11 protein-coding genes are annotated in these 15337 nt (G+C 70.9%); 6 read left to right on the top strand and 5 right to left on the bottom strand.

What is annotated here, in order from left to right; translation table 11 throughout:
* Nucleotides 1–16: 16 nt before the first annotated feature.
* The 3 genes from FQY79_RS04340 to FQY79_RS04330 form a co-directional block, all read right to left on the bottom strand.
* On the bottom strand, nucleotides 17–2323 hold the full coding sequence (locus FQY79_RS04340; RefSeq protein WP_246122997.1) for a glycoside hydrolase family 127 protein: 2307 nt from the start codon (nucleotides 2321–2323) through the stop codon (nucleotides 17–19).
* Nucleotides 2324–2475: 152 nt separating this feature from the next.
* On the bottom strand, nucleotides 2476–4203 hold the full coding sequence (locus tag FQY79_RS04335) for an IlvD/Edd family dehydratase (protein WP_146311160.1): 1728 nt from the start codon (nucleotides 4201–4203) through the stop codon (nucleotides 2476–2478).
* 145 nt (nucleotides 4204–4348) lie between these two features.
* Nucleotides 4349–5353: a LysR family transcriptional regulator gene (locus FQY79_RS04330; RefSeq protein WP_146311158.1), complete on the bottom strand. Its 1005-nt coding sequence runs from the start codon at nucleotides 5351–5353 to the stop codon at nucleotides 4349–4351.
* A gap of 148 nt (nucleotides 5354–5501) precedes the next feature.
* Here FQY79_RS04330 and FQY79_RS04325 point away from each other — a divergent pair, with 148 nt between their 5' ends.
* From FQY79_RS04325 to FQY79_RS04300, 6 genes are all read left to right on the top strand, one after another.
* Entirely contained in the window at nucleotides 5502–6851 is a 1350-nt protein-coding gene (locus FQY79_RS04325) for an MFS transporter (RefSeq protein WP_146311156.1), read from the top strand.
* An 18-nt stretch (nucleotides 6852–6869) separates the two neighbouring features.
* Nucleotides 6870–7835 carry a glycoside hydrolase family 43 protein gene (locus FQY79_RS04320; RefSeq protein ID WP_146311154.1) on the top strand — a complete coding sequence of 322 codons (966 nt, stop codon included), beginning with the start codon at nucleotides 6870–6872 and terminating at the stop codon, nucleotides 7833–7835.
* On the top strand, nucleotides 7832–8890 hold the full coding sequence (locus FQY79_RS04315) for an arabinan endo-1,5-alpha-L-arabinosidase (protein ID WP_222434243.1): 1059 nt from the start codon (nucleotides 7832–7834) through the stop codon (nucleotides 8888–8890). The genes FQY79_RS04320 and FQY79_RS04315 overlap by 4 nt, the downstream gene beginning before the upstream one ends.
* A 226-nt stretch (nucleotides 8891–9116) precedes the next feature.
* Nucleotides 9117–9521, top strand: coding sequence for a hypothetical protein (locus FQY79_RS04310; protein WP_027072281.1), 405 nt, complete (start codon nucleotides 9117–9119; stop codon nucleotides 9519–9521).
* A gap of 142 nt (nucleotides 9522–9663) precedes the next feature.
* Nucleotides 9664–10023 carry an arsenate reductase (glutaredoxin) gene (gene arsC, locus FQY79_RS04305; RefSeq protein ID WP_146311152.1) on the top strand — a complete coding sequence of 120 codons (360 nt, stop codon included), beginning with the start codon at nucleotides 9664–9666 and terminating at the stop codon, nucleotides 10021–10023.
* Between the two features lie 76 nt (nucleotides 10024–10099).
* Nucleotides 10100–10504, top strand: coding sequence for a GFA family protein (locus FQY79_RS04300; RefSeq protein ID WP_027072283.1), 405 nt, complete (start codon nucleotides 10100–10102; stop codon nucleotides 10502–10504).
* Nucleotides 10505–10552: 48 nt separating this feature from the next.
* On the opposite strand, the gene FQY79_RS04295 is transcribed toward FQY79_RS04300, so the two are convergent.
* On the bottom strand, nucleotides 10553–12109 hold the full coding sequence (locus FQY79_RS04295) for an alpha-N-arabinofuranosidase (protein WP_146311150.1): 1557 nt from the start codon (nucleotides 12107–12109) through the stop codon (nucleotides 10553–10555).
* A 69-nt stretch (nucleotides 12110–12178) separates the two neighbouring features.
* Nucleotides 12179–15013, bottom strand: a complete 2835-nt coding sequence (locus tag FQY79_RS04290; RefSeq protein WP_146311148.1) for a TonB-dependent receptor — start codon at nucleotides 15011–15013, stop codon at nucleotides 12179–12181.
* Nucleotides 15014–15337 lie beyond the last annotated feature (324 nt).

The raw sequence follows: 15337 nt of genomic DNA, 5'->3' as shown, positions 1-15337 counted from the left end.
GCGCGCCCGCCACGGATCACTCGCCCGACAACAGCCGCACTTCGAACACGCGCGGGGTGCGGCGTCCGTCGCGGGCGATGAAGCGCAGCTCGAGACCCTCGGCGCCGGCGCGCGCGGCGAGCGCCTGGGGCAGGGGGATGAGCCGGGTGTCGAAGTCGTCGCGGCCACCGCCTTCGAAGACGATGCGTTCGACCACCTCGCCGCCGGCCTCCACGTCCATGGCCACGTTCCAGTCGCCGCCGAACAGCACCAGCATCAGCGCCCGCGGCGGCGCGGAAGCGTCGCGCCGCGGCGCCAGCCGGTAGCCGAACCAGCCGCGCGCGTCGCGCCAGCGCCGCCCGAGCAGCTGGCCGGTGGCCGATTCCTCGCCGGCGTACCCGTGCTCGATCTCCGGCTGCTGCTCGCCCGGTTGCACCCGGTCGAGGGTGCGCGCCTCCAGCGCCTGGCGCTCGCGCTCGGCGGCCTCGAACGCCGCCAGCACCGCCGGATAGCCGGCCTCGGTCGTGGTCCGCCAGTAGCACGCGTAGCGCGCGTCGTGGATGCGGAAGAAGGGCTCCAGCCGCAGGCCGCGGGCGCTTGCCGGGCGCAGCAGCGCATCGGCCTCGAACGTCAGCGGCGGGGCGCCGGGCACGGGCCGCACGTGCGAGGCCAGCGCGTCGCGCGCGCCCACCAGCATCGGCGCGCCGTCCATCGGCAGGTACGGGCCGGGCGCGATATGGCTGCCGCGGCCGTCGTCGGCGACGAGGCCCTCGAGGTCCTCCTCGCCGGTGCGCGCCGCCAGCAGCAGCGGGCCGTGCATCAGCGCCACCCAGTCGTGGTCGGCGAACAGCGGCTCGACCCGCGTGTGCATGGGCAGCTCCACCTCCACCCGGTCGCCGTCCGACCAGGTGCGCGCGATGTCGGCCCACTGCCCGGGCGCGGAGGCCAGCGGCCGGGGCCGGCCGTTGATCCGCACCTGCAGCGGCCCCTCGAGCCAGGCCGGATGCCGCAGGCGCAGGGTGAACGCGCGGGGCGCGTCCAGCGCGAGTTCCAGCCGCGTGCGTGGCTCGTCGGGGAAGCGCGTGCGCTGTTCCAGGCGCACGCCACGCTCGCGCCAGTGGACGTGCGCCGGCATGTACAGGTTCACCGACAACGTCTCGCCGTCGTGGGAGCAGGCGAAGGCGCCGTGGCGGGCGTGGTTCTCCAGCCCGCTGCCCACGCAGCACCAGAAGCACTGCGTCGGCTGCGAATAGACCCGGTAGTGGCGCGGCCGGACCGGGGTGAAGTACACCAGCCCGCCGTGCCCGGGATGCTGGGTGGACAGGATGTGGTTGTACAGCACCCGCTCGTAGAAGTCGGCGTAGCGCGGCTGCGGATCGAGCCGGTGCAACAGCGCGGTCAGGCGCAGCATGTTGTAGCTGTTGCAGGTCTCCGGACCCTCGCGCGAGGCCAGCAGGGTCGAGGCGTCGTCGACCGGGTGGAAGTGCTCGCGCACGCTGTTGCCGCCGAAGGCGACGCTGCGGCGCAGGGCCACGGTTTCCCAGAAGAAGCGCGCGGCATCGATCCAGGCCTGGTCGCCGTCGAGCTCGCCGATGCGGGCGAAGCCGATCACCTTCGGGATCTGGGTGTTGGCGTGCAGGCCGTCGAGGCGGTCTTCGCGGCGCAGCAGCGGCTCGAGCAGGGCGCGGTGGCTGAAGCGGCGCGCCAGGCGCAGGTAGCGGCGTTCGCCGCTGATCGCGAAGCAGTCGGCCAGCACCTCGTTCATGCCGCCGTGCTCGGTATCGAGGATGCGCTGCAGGGTGGCGTCGTCGACGTGGGCGACCAGTGCCTCGCACCAGTCGGCGAAGCGCAGCAGCATGTCGCGCGCGTCGCGGCGGCCGGCGAGCAGCCAGGCGTCGCGCAGGCCGGCGTACATCTTGTGCAGGTTGTAGAACGGCACCCAGGCGCCGTCGAGCGAGAACGCCTCGGCCTTGAACTCGCCGCTGGCGATGCGCGTCCAGAGCCGGCGACCGCCCGGCACGCCGCCGAGGTAGCCATCGCCGTTGGCCTGCTGGCATTCGGCCAGTCCGGCGAGCATCGCGTCGATGCGTTCGCCCGCCAGCGGTTCGCCCTGCGCGGCCAGCGAGGCCAGCGCGGACAGCACGTGGCCGGCGGTGTGCCCGTCCAGCCCCATCGATTCCCAGTTCGGGTACTTCTCCGCGCGCGGCGCCAGGCCGGCCTCGATCCGGTACGGCGCCAGCAGGCGTTCGACCTCGAGCGCGGCCAGGTAGCGCAGGTTGCGCACCTGGGCATCCGCGAACGGGCCCGGCCCCAGCCGCACGTCCGCCAGGCCGATCGCGGGCATGGGGCGAGGATGCCCCGGGGCCGCCGCGGCGGCCGGGAGGAGAGGCGCCACCGCAGCGGTGCCCAGGGCCTGGAGGAAGCCGCGCCGGGTAGGCGAGGGCGCCGCGTCGGGCGTTGCGTACCGCGTGCCGCCGCCCATCGCCCGTCGCCGCTTCAATGCGAGTCGCCGGCGACTCCGTCGCCGCTGCCGCCGACCAGGAAGTCGAGGTCGGCGCCGAGGTGGGCCTGCTGCACGTGCTGGACGTAGAGGCGCTCCCAGCCGCGCGCGGGCGGCGGCGGCGCCGTCCACTGCGCGCGCCGGCGCGCGAGTTCGGCCTCGTCCACCTCCAGGTGCAGGCGGCGGCCGGGCACGTCGAGTTCGATCACGTCGCCCTCGCGCACCAGCGCCAGCGGGCCGCCCGCGGCGGCTTCGGGCGAAACGTGCAGCACCACCGTACCGTACGCGGTGCCGCTCATGCGCGCGTCGGAGATCCGCACCAGGTCGGTGACGCCCTGGCGCAGCAGTTTCGGCGGCAGCGGCATGTTGCCGACCTCGGCCATGCCCGGATAGCCGCGCGGGCCGCAGTTCTTCAGCACCAGGATGCTGTCGGCATCGACCTCGAGCGCCTCGTCGTCGATGCGGCGCTTGAAGTCGTCGATGTCCTCGAACACCACCGCGCGGCCGCGGTGCCGCAGCAGGTGCGGCGAGGCCGCCGAGGGCTTGATCACCGCGCCGTCGGGGGCGAGGTTGCCGCGCAGCACGGCGATGCCGGCCTCGGGCCGGACCGGCTCGGCCAGCGGCCGGATCACATCGCGGTTCCAGCACGGCGCGTCGGCGATGTTCTCGCCCAGGGTGCGGCCGTTGACCGTGGGCGCGTCGAGGTCGAGGTGGGCGGCGATCTCGCGCAGCACCGCGGGCAGGCCGCCGGCGTAATAGAAGTCCTCCATCAGGTACTGGCCCGATGGCTTGAGGTTGACCAGGCAGGGCAGCCGCGAGCCGATCGCGTCCCAGTCGTCCAGACTCAGGTCCACGCCCAGCCGGCCGGCGATGGCGAGCAGGTGGATCACCGCGTTGGTCGAGCCGCCGATCGCGGCGTTGGCGCGGATCGCGTTGGCGAAGGCCTTGCGGGTGAGTACCTTCGACATGCGCAGGTCCTCGCGCACCATCTCGACGATGCGCCGGCCCGACAGGTGGGCGAGGCGGAACCGGCGCGCGTCCACCGCCGGGATCGCCGCGTTCTCCGGCAGCGACATGCCCAGCGCCTCGACCATGCACGCCATCGTCGACGCGGTGCCCATGGTCATGCAGCTGCCCTTCGAACGCTGCATGCAGGCCTCGGCCTCGTTGAACTCGTCCTGGCTGAGGGTGCCGGCGCGCACCATCTCCGACATCTCGATCACGCCGGTGCCCGAACCCACCGGTTTGCCGCGCCAGTTGCCCGAGAGCGAGGGGCCGCCCGAAACCCCGATCGTCGGCAGGTCCACGCTGGCCGCGCCCATCAGCAGCGCCGGCGTGGTCTTGTCGCATCCCATCAGCAGCACCACGCCGTCGATGGGGTTGGCGCGGATCGATTCCTCCACGTCCATCGCCGCGAGGTTGCGGTACAGCATCGCGGTCGGGCGGATCTGGGTCTCGCCCAGCGACATCACCGGGAACTCGAGCGGGAAGCCGCCGGCCTCGTACACGCCGCGCTTGACGTACTCAGCCAGCTCGCGGAAGGAGCTGTTGCAGGGCGTGAGCTCCGACCAGGTGTTGCAGATGCCGATCACCGGGCGCCCGTCGAACATCTCGTGCGGGACACCCATGCCCTTGAGCCAGCTGCGGTAATAGAAGCCCTGCTTGCCGTCGCGGCCAAACCACTGCTGGCTGCGACGGCCCGGTTTCCTGGGAGGGGCGCTCATGCGGTCGGGGATCCTTCCTGCCCGTGGACGATGGATGGCCGGAGGCGGATCCGACCGGACCGGCCCCGACCTGCTCCACGGCGATCCTACCGGGCGTACTCATGCCCGAAAAATAACAATTCTCCCGATATCGATATGCGGGTTGTTATGCGTCGGCCGGTTCCCGGCGGCGCCGTCCCGCGGCGGGCCGCGACGGCCGCGGTGCAGGGTAGATGTCCGCGGCTGCCGACTTCAGCGCCGCCAGCACCGTCCGTGCGCCGGGCGAGAGCAGCCAGTCGGTGCGGGTAATGAAGCCGAACGAGTCCATGCCGCAGGACAGGTCCACCGGCAGGATCCGGACCGCGCCGTGGCGCGCGTAGTGGCGGGCCACGTCCACCGGCACCACCGCCAGGTGGTCGCCGTCCTCGAGCAGCCGCGGCACCAGCACCAGGGCCGCGGTGGCGATCACCCGCCGCGGCACCTCCAGGCCCGCGTTCTGGAACATGAGCTCGAAGCGGTGGCGCAGCACGCTGCCCTCGGGCGGCAGCACCCAGGGCAGGGCCGCCAGGTCGGCCAGGGACGGCGTGCCGTCGGCGAGCATGGGATGGCCGGGGCGGCAGATCGCGCAGACCTCCTCTTCCGAGATCGCCTCGTAGTGCAGGTTGCGCTTGTCATGGCGCGGGAACAGGCGCCCGATCATCAGGTCGATGCGGTTCTGCGCCAGCTGCTCGAGCAGCACGTCGCTGCTCTCGATCGACACCGACACGCGCAGGTCCGGGTGTTCGCGGTTGAGCGCCGCCAGCACCGGCGGCAGCAGGGTCATGGCCGGGCCGGAGATCGCGCCCACCGAGACGTTGCCGGCGTGGCCGGCGCGCAGCGCCTCGATCTCGGCGCCGGCCTCGCCGAGGCTGGCCAGGGCGATGCGCGCGTGGCGGATCAGGCTCTCGCCGTACCAGGTCGCGCGCATGCCCCGCGGCAGGCGTTCGAACAGCTGCACCCCGATCAGGTCCTCGAGGTCCTTGAGCAGCTTGGAGGCGGCCGGCTGCGACATGTTCAGCGACTCGGCGGCGCGGTGGATGTTGCCGTGCTCCTCGATCGCGATCAGCAGCATCAGCTGGCGGGTCTTGACGCGGGCGCGGACGAACCAGGGCGGACTGGGCACGGCAGGCATCCTATATCGTCATTGCAATCGATTATCACGATTTTCCTATTTGTTGCATATCCCTCCGCGTGGCCAGAATGGTTCCGTCCGGAACCGCGCGCAGACGCGGCCCGGGCCGACCGCGCCCCGACCGGCCGCGGCACCCTCGGGAGGGGCGATGCAGGACCACAAGCTGTCGGTACTGGAGAAGATCGGGTTCGGCGCCGGCGACATGGCGGTGAACGTGGTGATCTCCTCGATGATGCTGATCATCACGTTCTTCTACACCGACGTGTACGGCCTGCGCCCGGCCGACGTCGCCCTGCTGCTGGTCGTGGTGCGCCTGTTCGACGCGGTCACCGATCCGCTGATGGGCCTGCTGACCGACCGCATCGAGACCCGCTGGGGCCGCTACCGGCCGTACTTCCTGGTGTTCGCGCTGCCGTTCGGCATTTCGGTGTTCCTGACCTTCACCACGCCCGACGCCGCCTACGGCGCGAAGCTGGCCTGGGCCTACGCCACCTACCTGCTGGTGACGCTGTTCTTCACCATCGTCACCATTCCCTACATCTCGCTGATCGGCGTGCTCACCGCCGACCCGAAGGAACGGCTGTCGGCCAACGGCTACCGGCTGTTCTTCGCCAAGGTCGCCGCTTTCCTGGTGACGATCCTGGTCCCGCTGCTGGCCGAGCGCTGGGGCCAGGGGCAGCTGGCCGAGGGCTACCGCTGGGCGATGGGGCTGATGGGGCTGATGGCGGCGGTCCTGTTCCTGTTCTGCTTCTTCACCACCACCGAACGCGTCCGCCACCAGGTCGAGCGCACGCCGCTGCTGCAGCAGGCCCGGCTGCTGCTGCGCAACGACCAGTGGCTGCTGCTGTGCGCGGTGTGCGTGATCGGCACCGTTGGCTACGTGGTGCGCGGCTCGGTCGCGGCCTACTACGCCAAGTACTACCTGGGCGGCGACGCCCGGCTGCTCTCGGCCTTCCTCGCGACCGGCGTGGTCGCCGCGATCCTGGCCATGGTCGCCTCGACCTGGATCACCAAGCGCTGGTGCAAGGTGGCGATGTTCCGCTGGACGCAGCTGCTGGTGGGCGTGCTCAGCCTGGCGATGTACCTGCTGGTGGGCCCCGGCGACGTCGCCCTGGCCTTCGTGTTCTATTTCCTCATCTGCTTCGTGGTCGACCTGCACGCGCCGGTGTTCTGGTCCGCGGTGGTGGAGTCGGTGGACTACGGCCACGCCAGGGCGGGCACCCGCGTGGCCGGGCTGGCGATGGGCGGCATCTCGTTCTGCCAGAAGGCCGGGATGGGCCTGGCGGGGGCGATCGTCGGCATGCTGCTCGCGGGCTTCGGCTACGTGCCCGACCAGCCGCAGAGCGAGACCGCGCTCAACGGCATCGCGCTCATGCTGACCCTGATCCCGGGCGTGTTCCATGCGCTGATGGGCGGGGTGATGTTCTTCTACCGGATCACCGACGGCTACTACCAGGAGATCAAGCGCAGGATCCTGGTCGACGCGCCGGCCCCCTGAGCACTGGATGGTTCCCGCATGCGGATCACGAACCCCTTCATCCCCAACCGCGCCGACCCGCACGTCTCGCTGCACGACGGCCACTACCATTTCACCGCGTCCGTCCCCGAGTACGACCGCGTGGTGCTGCGCCGCTCGCGCACCCTCGACGGGCTGGCCTCCGCGCCGGAGCGGGTGCTCTGGACGCCGCCGCCCGGTGGACCGGCGAGTTCGCTGGTCTGGGCCCCGGAGCTGCACCGCATCGACGGAACCTGGTTCGTCTACTTCGCCGCGGCCCCGTCGCGCGACACCAGGGACGGGCTGTTCCAGCACCGCATGTACGCGCTGCGCTGCACCGATGCCGACCCGATGTCGGGCGAGTGGACGTTCGCCGGGCAGGTGGACAGCGGGATCGACGCGTTCTGCCTCGACGCCACCAGCTTCGAACACCGCGGCGTGCGCTACTACCTGTGGGCGCAGAAGCATCCGGACATCCCCGGCAATTCGAACCTGTACCTGGCGCCGCTGCGCGACGGGCTGCATGTCGAAGGCGCCCCGGTGATGCTCAGCAGGCCGGAGTTCGACTGGGAGGTGCAGGGCTTCATGGTCAACGAGGGGCCGTCCGTGCTGGTGCGCCACGGGCGCGTGTTCGTGAGCTACTCGGCCAGCGCCACCGACGAGCGCTACGCGATGGGCCTGCTGTGGGCGGACGGGGGCGCGGACCTGCTGGATCCGGCCAGCTGGCACAAGTCGCCCACGCCCGTGTTCGTGTCCGATCCCGCGCGGGAGGTATTCGGCCCGGGCCACAACAGCTTCGTCCTGGCGCCCGACGGCCGCACGGACCTGCTGGTCTACCACGCCCGCAACTACACCCGCATCGAGGGCGATCCGCTGTGGAATCCCGACCGCCACACCTGCATCCAGCCCCTGCAGTGGGATGCCGACGGGATGCCGGTGTTCGGCCGGCCGCTGCGCGAGGCGGAGATCCCGGAGGCGTCGTCGTGAGCGCGCGCTGGCTCGCGATCGCGTTCGCCGTCGTGCTGGCGTGCCCCGTGCTCGCGCAGCAGCCGCCGAACAACGACGACATGATGGAAAGCCCGCCAGTGGCGGCGCCGCGCGAGGGCTACTGGGCCGACGTGCTGGCCCACGACCCGGTGATGGCCCGCCAGGGCGACACCTGGTACCTGTTCGTCACCGGCCCGGGCATCACCGTCTACAGCTCGCGCGACATGGAGACGTGGAAGGCCGAGACGCCGGTGTTCCCGGAGATCCCCGCCTGGGCCTACGACATCGTGCCGAGGTTCAACGGCCATGTCTGGGCACCCGACATCTCCTTCCACGACGGGACCTGGTACCTGTACTACTCGATCTCCAGCGGCGGCAGCAACGCCTCGGCGATCGGCGTCGCCACCAACACCACGCTCGACCCGGCCGATCCCGGCTACCGTTGGGTGGACCATGGCATCGTCCTGCGCTCGGTCCCGCACCGGGACCTGTGGAACGCCATCGACGCCAACCTCGTCGAGGACGACGACGGCGCGCCATGGCTGGCGTTCGGTTCGTTCTGGGGCGGGCTGAAGCTGGTGAAGCTGCGCGAGGACCGGCTCGGCCTCGCCGAGCCCCAGGTCTGGCACACGCTGGCCAGGCGCGAGCGTCCGGCCCTGCTCGACGACGCCGACCCCGGACCCGGCGCGGTCGAGGCCCCGTTCGTGTTCAGGCGCGACGGCTGGTACTACCTGTTCGTCTCGTACGACCACTGCTGCCGTGGCGCGAAGAGCGACTACCGGATCATGGTCGGCCGCTCGCGCACCCTCGCCGGTCCCTACCTCGACCGCGACGGCCGGCGCATGGACCAGGGCGGCGCCACCGAAGTCCTGCGCGGCACCGCCCGCTGGCCCGGCCCTGGGCACAACAGCGCCTACACCTTCGACGGCCGGGACTGGCTGGTCTTCCACGCCTACGATACCGGGGACGGCGGACGGCCCAAGCTCAAGGTGCTGCCGCTCGCCTGGGATGCCGAGGGTTGGCCGGTGGTGGACCAGTCGGGGCTGGACAGGTAGCGGCCGTTCCGGGGCACGTGCGTGTCGACCGGCCGCGATCTGGCCGTCCGCATGGAAGGCGTATGATCCGGTGCAGCCCGGTCGACGCCGATCGCGCCGGGCGCGTTCCCGCCAGGCTGTCCGGACCGCCGTGAGCATGGCGGCCTCCGCCGGTCTTCCGGGACCGCCCGGCGGCCGCGGACGCAAGACGCGCGACCGCCCCACGCACCGCTTCCGGGGAGGTGGCATGGACGACGCGCAGGACCACTTCATCGAGCTGCTCGCGCAGCTCATCGCGCGGGCCAACCGGATGCTGGCCGACGGCCGCAGCGTGCCGCCGCTCGGGCTGATGCTGATGCGCGACGGCAGCGTGGAGGTCTCGATCGCCGCGGACGCGGGCGAGGACCAGCTTCCGGAGCTGCTGGACGGGCTCCAGGCCAGCCTCTCGGACAGGGCGATGCACGAAGACGCCGTCGCATCGTGCATCGCCTACGCGGACGGCGACGGCGAACGCATCATCGCGCTGCTGGAGAACCGCGAGCACTGGTGCGCCACCGCGCTGCTGCCGGTGGCCGGCGATCCGCCCGCGGTCGACGGCGAAGCCATCACCATCGAGGACGGCGGGCTCCACGTCTTCCCGGCCAGCCACTGATCGAGGCGCCGGGGCGAGCCGTGATGCCGCGCGCCGGCCCGCCGGGGAGGACGGGAACCGCGCGGGTACAATGTCCCGGGGCAGGTGCGGCCCGGATGCGGACGCTGCGCATCGGCCTGCATCCCGAGTCGCGGAGAACCGAATGAGCGGCATCACGATCTACCACAACCCGCGCTGCGGCACGTCGCGCAACGCCCTGGCGATGATCCGCGAACGGGGGTTCGAACCCACGGTCATCGAGTACCTGGAGGATCCGCCCGATCGCGACCGGCTGCGCGCGCTGGCGCGCGACTCCGGCGTGGGCGTGCGCGGGCTGGTGCGGGCGAAGGAGCCGCTGTACGCGGAGCTGGGGCTGGACGATCCGGCCCTGGACGATGAGGCGCTGCTCGACGCGATGCTGGCGCACCCGGTCCTGATCAACCGTCCGATCGTGGTGACCCCGGTCGGCACGCGCCTGTGCCGGCCGGCGGACACGGTGCTGGAGATCCTCCCCGGGGCTTGACCGCGGGCGGTGGCGCCTGTTCACAACGGGCGCGATCCGGGCGAAGCTTGCGCCTGTGTTGGCGACGGGGTGCGCGATGCTCTCGGGTGGATGCCTGTGTGGTGCGGTCCGGTACCGGTCTGGAGGGCCTGCGCTGTTCTCCATCGTCTGCCACTGCCGCGACTGCCAGCGCGCCTCGGGCAGCGGCGGGGTGCCGGTGCTGGGCGTGCCGAAGTCGTCGTTCGAGGCCAGCGGGCCGGTGAAGGCGGGGCGCACGCCGGGTGGCAGCGGGCGTAGCGCGGTGCGCAACTTCTGCGGCGAATGCGGCAGCCTGCTGTTCGGCACGCCCGAGTCCGATCCGGACCTGGTGACGATCTACGCCGGCTCGCTGGATGATCCATCCCGGTTCGTGCCCAGCGACGCGCTGTTCGTCGCGCACCGGCCGCCGTGGGCGCGGCTGGAAATGGGCCTGGCCGAGCACCCGGGCATGCCGGGCGCCTAGACCGGCGCGCGGTCTTCCGGGCGTGGCCCGGAGGACCGCAAGGGGCCGCTACTGCAGCTTGAGCACGACGATCGACCGGGCCGGCAGGTCGACCGCCAGGTTGCCGCCTTCGATCCGTGCGCCGTCGAACGCCTTCGGCTGCACCCGGTCGGGGGCGTCGAAGGTGTTGTGCGCGGTGATCGCGTCGGCGGTCAGCACGCGGCCGGACACGCCGGTCGCCTGCACGCCGGCCACCGCCACCGAGACGCTGGCCGGGCGCTGGGCGTCGAGGTTGCTCAGCGCCACGTACACGTGGCCGTCCTGCGCCCGCACCGCCGAGCCGTGCACCGCGGGCACCCTGGTCCCGCCATGGCGGTACTCGGGCGCCTTGAGCTCGAGCGGCAGGTGGGTCGCGTCCTGCCACGGCAGGTACATCTCGAAGACGTGGTAGGTGGGCGTGAGCACCATCTTCGCGTCATCGGTCAGGATCATGGCCTGCAGCACGTTCACCATCTGCGCGATGTTGGCCATCTTCACCCGGTGCGCGTAGCGGCTCATCACGTCGAAGTGGATCGCGGCCACGAGCGCGTCGCGAAGCGTGTTCTGCTGCTGCAGGAACCCGGGGTTGGTGCCGGGGTAGGGCGCGTACCAGGTGCCCCACTCGTCGAGGTACAGGGCGACCTTGTTCTCCGGGTCGTACCGGTCCATCACCTCGATGTGCCTGCGCAGCAGCTCGTCGACCTTCAGCGCGCCCTCGAGGGTGAGGATCCAGGCCGATTCGTCGAACTCGAAGCTCGACTGGCGCGGCGGCCAGCCGCCGGGCACCGTGTAGTAATGCACCGACAGCGCATCCATGTGCTTGCCGGCGATTTTCATCATCACCTCGGTCCAGTTGTAGTCGTCGCCATTGGCGCCGGCCGCGACCTTGGTGATCTGCTGCCCGGCCGGGACCTTGACGAAGGTCTGGAACTGGCGGTGCAGGTTGGCGGCATGCTCGGGCGTCATGTTGCCGCCGCAGCCCCACATCTCGTTGCCGATGCCGAAGAACGGCACCTTCCACGGCTTGTCGCGGCCGTTGGCGCGGCGTTCCTCGGCCAGCGACGAGCCCTTCTCGTAGGTCATGTACTCGACCCACTCGGCCATCTCGCGCGGCGAGCCGCTGCCGGTGTTGCCGGAGACGTAGGCGTCGGTGCCCAGCAGTTCGGCGAAGTCCATGAACTCGTGGGTGCCGAAGCTGTTGGGCTCCTCCACGCCGCCCCAGTGGGTGTTGATCTTGACCCGGCGCTTCCCGCGCGGGCCGATGCCGTCGCGCCAGTAGTACTCGTCGGCGAAGCAGCCGCCGGGCCAGCGCACCACCGGCACCTTGAGCTTCTTCAGCGCCTCGACCACGTCGTTGCGGTAGCCGCGGGTGTTGGGGATCTTCGAGTCCTCGCCCACCCAGATGCCGCCGTAGATGCCGTAGCCCAGGTGCTCGGCGAACTGGCCGAAAATGTAGCGGCTGACGGTCTCGCCGGGCTGGTCGGCGCGCAGGGTCGCGGTGGCGCGCGCCGGTTCCTGGGCCTGGGCCAGGCCCGCGGCGAACAGGGCGGTGGTCAGCGCAAGCATTCGGACGGTGGTCTTGAGCATGGTTCCTCGGCCTCGGGTGTCGATGGGTCGGGTGCGTCGCCGGGCGCGCCGGGCGCCCGGCGCGCCGGGTCAGAAACGGTAACGCAAACCGACGGCGAAGGTGCGGCTGTAGAGCGCGGTGCCGAAGTTGTGCGTGCCGGGGTACTGGTAATAGCTCTGGTAGAGCTCGTTGGTGAGGTTGGTGGCGTCGAAGGTCAGGCTGAGCGAGTCGCTGGCCTCCCAGCTCATCTGGAAATCGAGGCTCTTCTCCGCGTCGAAGTACACGCCCAGCGGGTTGGCGAACTGCGGCGCCTCGTAATGGTGCAGGAAGTCGTCGCGCCAGACGTAGGACAGGCGGGCGCCGAAGCGGGCACGCTCGTAGGCGAGCACGACGCTGTAGGAGGTGTCGGAGATGCCGAACATCGGCGTGGTGGTGCTGCCCACCACCTCGCCCGCGGTGTTGGTGATCGGGATCTGCTGGCTGGAGTCCAGCGCGGTGTAGCTGGCCTGGATGCCGAAGCCGTCGAGCAGCCCCGGCAGGTTGTCCGGGAACCACACCAGGCCCAGCTCGACGCCCTCCAGTTCGCCGCTGGAGGCGTTGTCGGGCTGGGTGAGGATGTAGTCGTAGCCCTCGTAGGTCACGCGCCGGCGGAAGTCCGACACCATGCCCTCGATCTCGCGCCGGAACACGGTGCCGTACAGGGCGCTGCCGGGGGCGAAGTACCACTCCAGGCCGAGGTCGTAGTTCTTCGATTCGGTCGGCCGCAGGTTCGGGTTGCCGCCGGTCGCCGTGCCGTAGCCGATGTTGGTGACGTCGTCGGTGTAGATGATGTTCGGGTTGAGCTGGGCGAACCCGGGCCGGCGCAGGGTCTCGCCGTAGGCCAGGCGCGCCATCAGGCCTGGGGTGAAGCTGTAGCGCAGGATCAGGCTGGGCAGCACCTTGGACGCGCTGGCCGAGGCGGTGCCTTCGCCGAAGCGCATGTCGGTGTCGACGTCGACGTAGCGCAGGCCGACCTGGCCGTCGAGTGTCCGCTCGCCGAAATCGAAGGCGAAGTCGCCCTGCACGTAGGCGTTGGTGGTGATCTCCCCGACGTTGAAGTTCTCCGTCATCACCAGCTGGTCGCCGGTGGGGCGGCCATAGAGCTGCCGGTAGAAGTCGGCATTGGCGCGGATGTAGTGGCCATCCGGCACGACCCACGAGGACGGGACGTCGGAGCGGCCGTCGAAGAAGCCCCGGTTGGTGTGCACCAGTCCCGGGCGCGCGGCGAACGAACAGTCGGGCAGGGCGAGGTCGCAGGCGTTGTCCGGACCGACCCGCATGCCTTCGCTGGCGCTGCGATCGTCGTAGCGCACGCCGAAGGACACCTTGTGGAACGGGCCCCAGTCCGCGGCGTAGTCGCCGTCGAAGGTGAAGGTGACGGCGTCGCCCCGGGCGTAGTTGGCGTTGTCGTAGAGCTGGGCCAGGTTCCACTGCGCCGGATCGGCGGTGTCGCTTTCGTCGATGCCCGGCGTTTCCGGATCGTCGTCGAAGCCGAACGCGGGCTTGCCCCCGCCGGCATTGAAGTCCACCCACACGCTGCGGGTGACCCGCTCGGCGCGCATGGCGAAGAAGTCGGTCTCGTACTCGCTGTCCTGGTAGGTGACCTCGGAGCGCAGCTTCAGCCGTTCGCCCACGTCCCAGCGCCCGCCCAGGGCGTAGAGGAAGCTGTCGGTCCGCCCGGTGGACAGGTCGCCGCTGGTGAAGTTGTACGGGAAACCGATGCCGCGGCGGGCACGCACGATGTTGGTGCCCGGGTACAGCTCGATGTTCTGGCCGGGGTTGTCGCCCAGGGCGCCCCACCAGTCGACGAACGAGAACAGCAGCGAGTTGAACGATTCGTTGCGGTAGCCGTTGTAGAACGCTTCGAACACGTACTCCGAGGCGTCGTCCGGGGCCCACTGCAGCGAGACGCTGGCGGCGGGGCGCTCGCGCTTGCCGGTGAGGTCGCTGGCGAACACCGCGTCGCGCGAAAGCACGTACTCGTACTGCTGGCCGCGCACCGGGACCGTGGAGCCCGGCGCGAAGGGCAGGCCGGCCTCGAGTCCCGGCTGCCACACATCGGCGCCGTCGATGATGGTCGGGATGCGCTCGTAGGACACGAAGCCCTCCGGCGGGTTGTCGGTGAAGAAGGGCACCATCGCGCCGGCGGTCACGCTCTGGTCGCGATAGTTGGTCTCGGCGTACGACACGTTGACCAGCGCGCCGAACCGGCCGCCGCCCACGTCCCAGGTGTTGGACGCCAGCAGGCTGACGTTGGGGTCGGTCTCGTTGTTCTGCTCCTGGTGGATCGCGCGCGCGGCGACCACGAACCGGCGTCCGTCGAAGTCGAACGGGCGGTGGGTGCGGATGTCGAGCGTGCCGGCGATGCCGGTCTCGATATGCGCCGCCGAGCGGGTCTTGAAGACCTCCACGCTGGCCAGCAGGCTCGCCGGCACGTCGGCCAGCGCCACCGACCGGCCCGAGGCGGTGAAGATGTTGCGGCCGTTGATGGTGGTGTTGACGTCGTTGAGGCCGCGGATCGAGACCGTGGACACCTCGCCGTCGCCGCGGTCGGTGGTCTGCACGCCGGTCACGCGCTGCAGCGCCTCGACCAGGTTGTTGTCCGGGAACTTGCCGATGTCCTCGGCCACGATCGCGTCGACGATCTGCATCGAGCCCTGCTTGATCGTGAGCGCGTCGACCAGGCTGCCGCGCAGGCCGCGCACCTCCACGCGGTCGAGTGCGACCGCGTCCGCGCAGGGCGCGGCGGGATCGTCGGCGGTGGGGCAGGTGCGCGGCGCGTCCTGCGCGGTGGCGGGCAGGGCGGCCATGGCGAGTGCCAGCGCGGCGGGCAACGCGGCAAGGCGCAGGGCATGCGGCTGGGGCCGGCGGGTTGGACGGTTCATGTGGGCCTCGATGTCTCGGGATGTCGGGAAACCCCGCGCCGCCGTGCGGCGCGGCGGGATCAGGGGAACAACGACCGGGTCGGCGGGCGGCGCCATCGGCGGCGCGTGGGCCGCGGGCCGGACGGGATCGCGGCGTGGGGGCGTGGCATGGCGGCATCCGCGGATGCCGCTCGAATCTGCGTCGTCACTGTCAAACCCCTCCCGGTTCCGTCTGGACGCTGTCGTTCGATTCGTGTCCGTCGCGCGCTGCGCGGCGAGGCGTCCCGGCCGTGTCTGGTGGCGTTGTGTGGCCGGGACGCGAACCGAGAATAGTTTCGGGTTTGA

Source organism: Luteimonas wenzhouensis (genome assembly GCF_007859305.1).
Classification (GTDB): Bacteria; Pseudomonadota; Gammaproteobacteria; order Xanthomonadales; family Xanthomonadaceae; genus Luteimonas; species Luteimonas wenzhouensis.
This window is presented reverse-complemented; position numbering and strand designations above follow the sequence as displayed.

Excerpts from the sequence above, each read along its gene's own strand:
- FQY79_RS04340 (WP_246122997.1), bottom strand. The coding sequence starts at position 2,323 with ATGCCCGCGATCGGCCTGGCGGACGTGCGGCTGGGGCCGGGCCCGTTC.
- FQY79_RS04335 (WP_146311160.1), bottom strand. The coding sequence starts at position 4,203 with ATGAGCGCCCCTCCCAGGAAACCGGGCCGTCGCAGCCAGCAGTGGTTT.
- FQY79_RS04330 (WP_146311158.1), bottom strand. The coding sequence starts at position 5,353 with ATGCCTGCCGTGCCCAGTCCGCCCTGGTTCGTCCGCGCCCGCGTCAAG.
- FQY79_RS04325 (WP_146311156.1), top strand. The coding sequence starts at position 5,502 with ATGCAGGACCACAAGCTGTCGGTACTGGAGAAGATCGGGTTCGGCGCC.
- FQY79_RS04320 (WP_146311154.1), top strand. The coding sequence starts at position 6,870 with ATGCGGATCACGAACCCCTTCATCCCCAACCGCGCCGACCCGCACGTC.
- FQY79_RS04310 (WP_027072281.1), top strand. The coding sequence starts at position 9,117 with ATGGACGACGCGCAGGACCACTTCATCGAGCTGCTCGCGCAGCTCATC.
- arsC (WP_146311152.1), top strand. The coding sequence starts at position 9,664 with ATGAGCGGCATCACGATCTACCACAACCCGCGCTGCGGCACGTCGCGC.
- FQY79_RS04300 (WP_027072283.1), top strand. The coding sequence starts at position 10,100 with ATGCTCTCGGGTGGATGCCTGTGTGGTGCGGTCCGGTACCGGTCTGGA.
- FQY79_RS04295 (WP_146311150.1), bottom strand. The coding sequence starts at position 12,109 with ATGCTCAAGACCACCGTCCGAATGCTTGCGCTGACCACCGCCCTGTTC.
- FQY79_RS04290 (WP_146311148.1), bottom strand. The coding sequence starts at position 15,013 with ATGAACCGTCCAACCCGCCGGCCCCAGCCGCATGCCCTGCGCCTTGCC.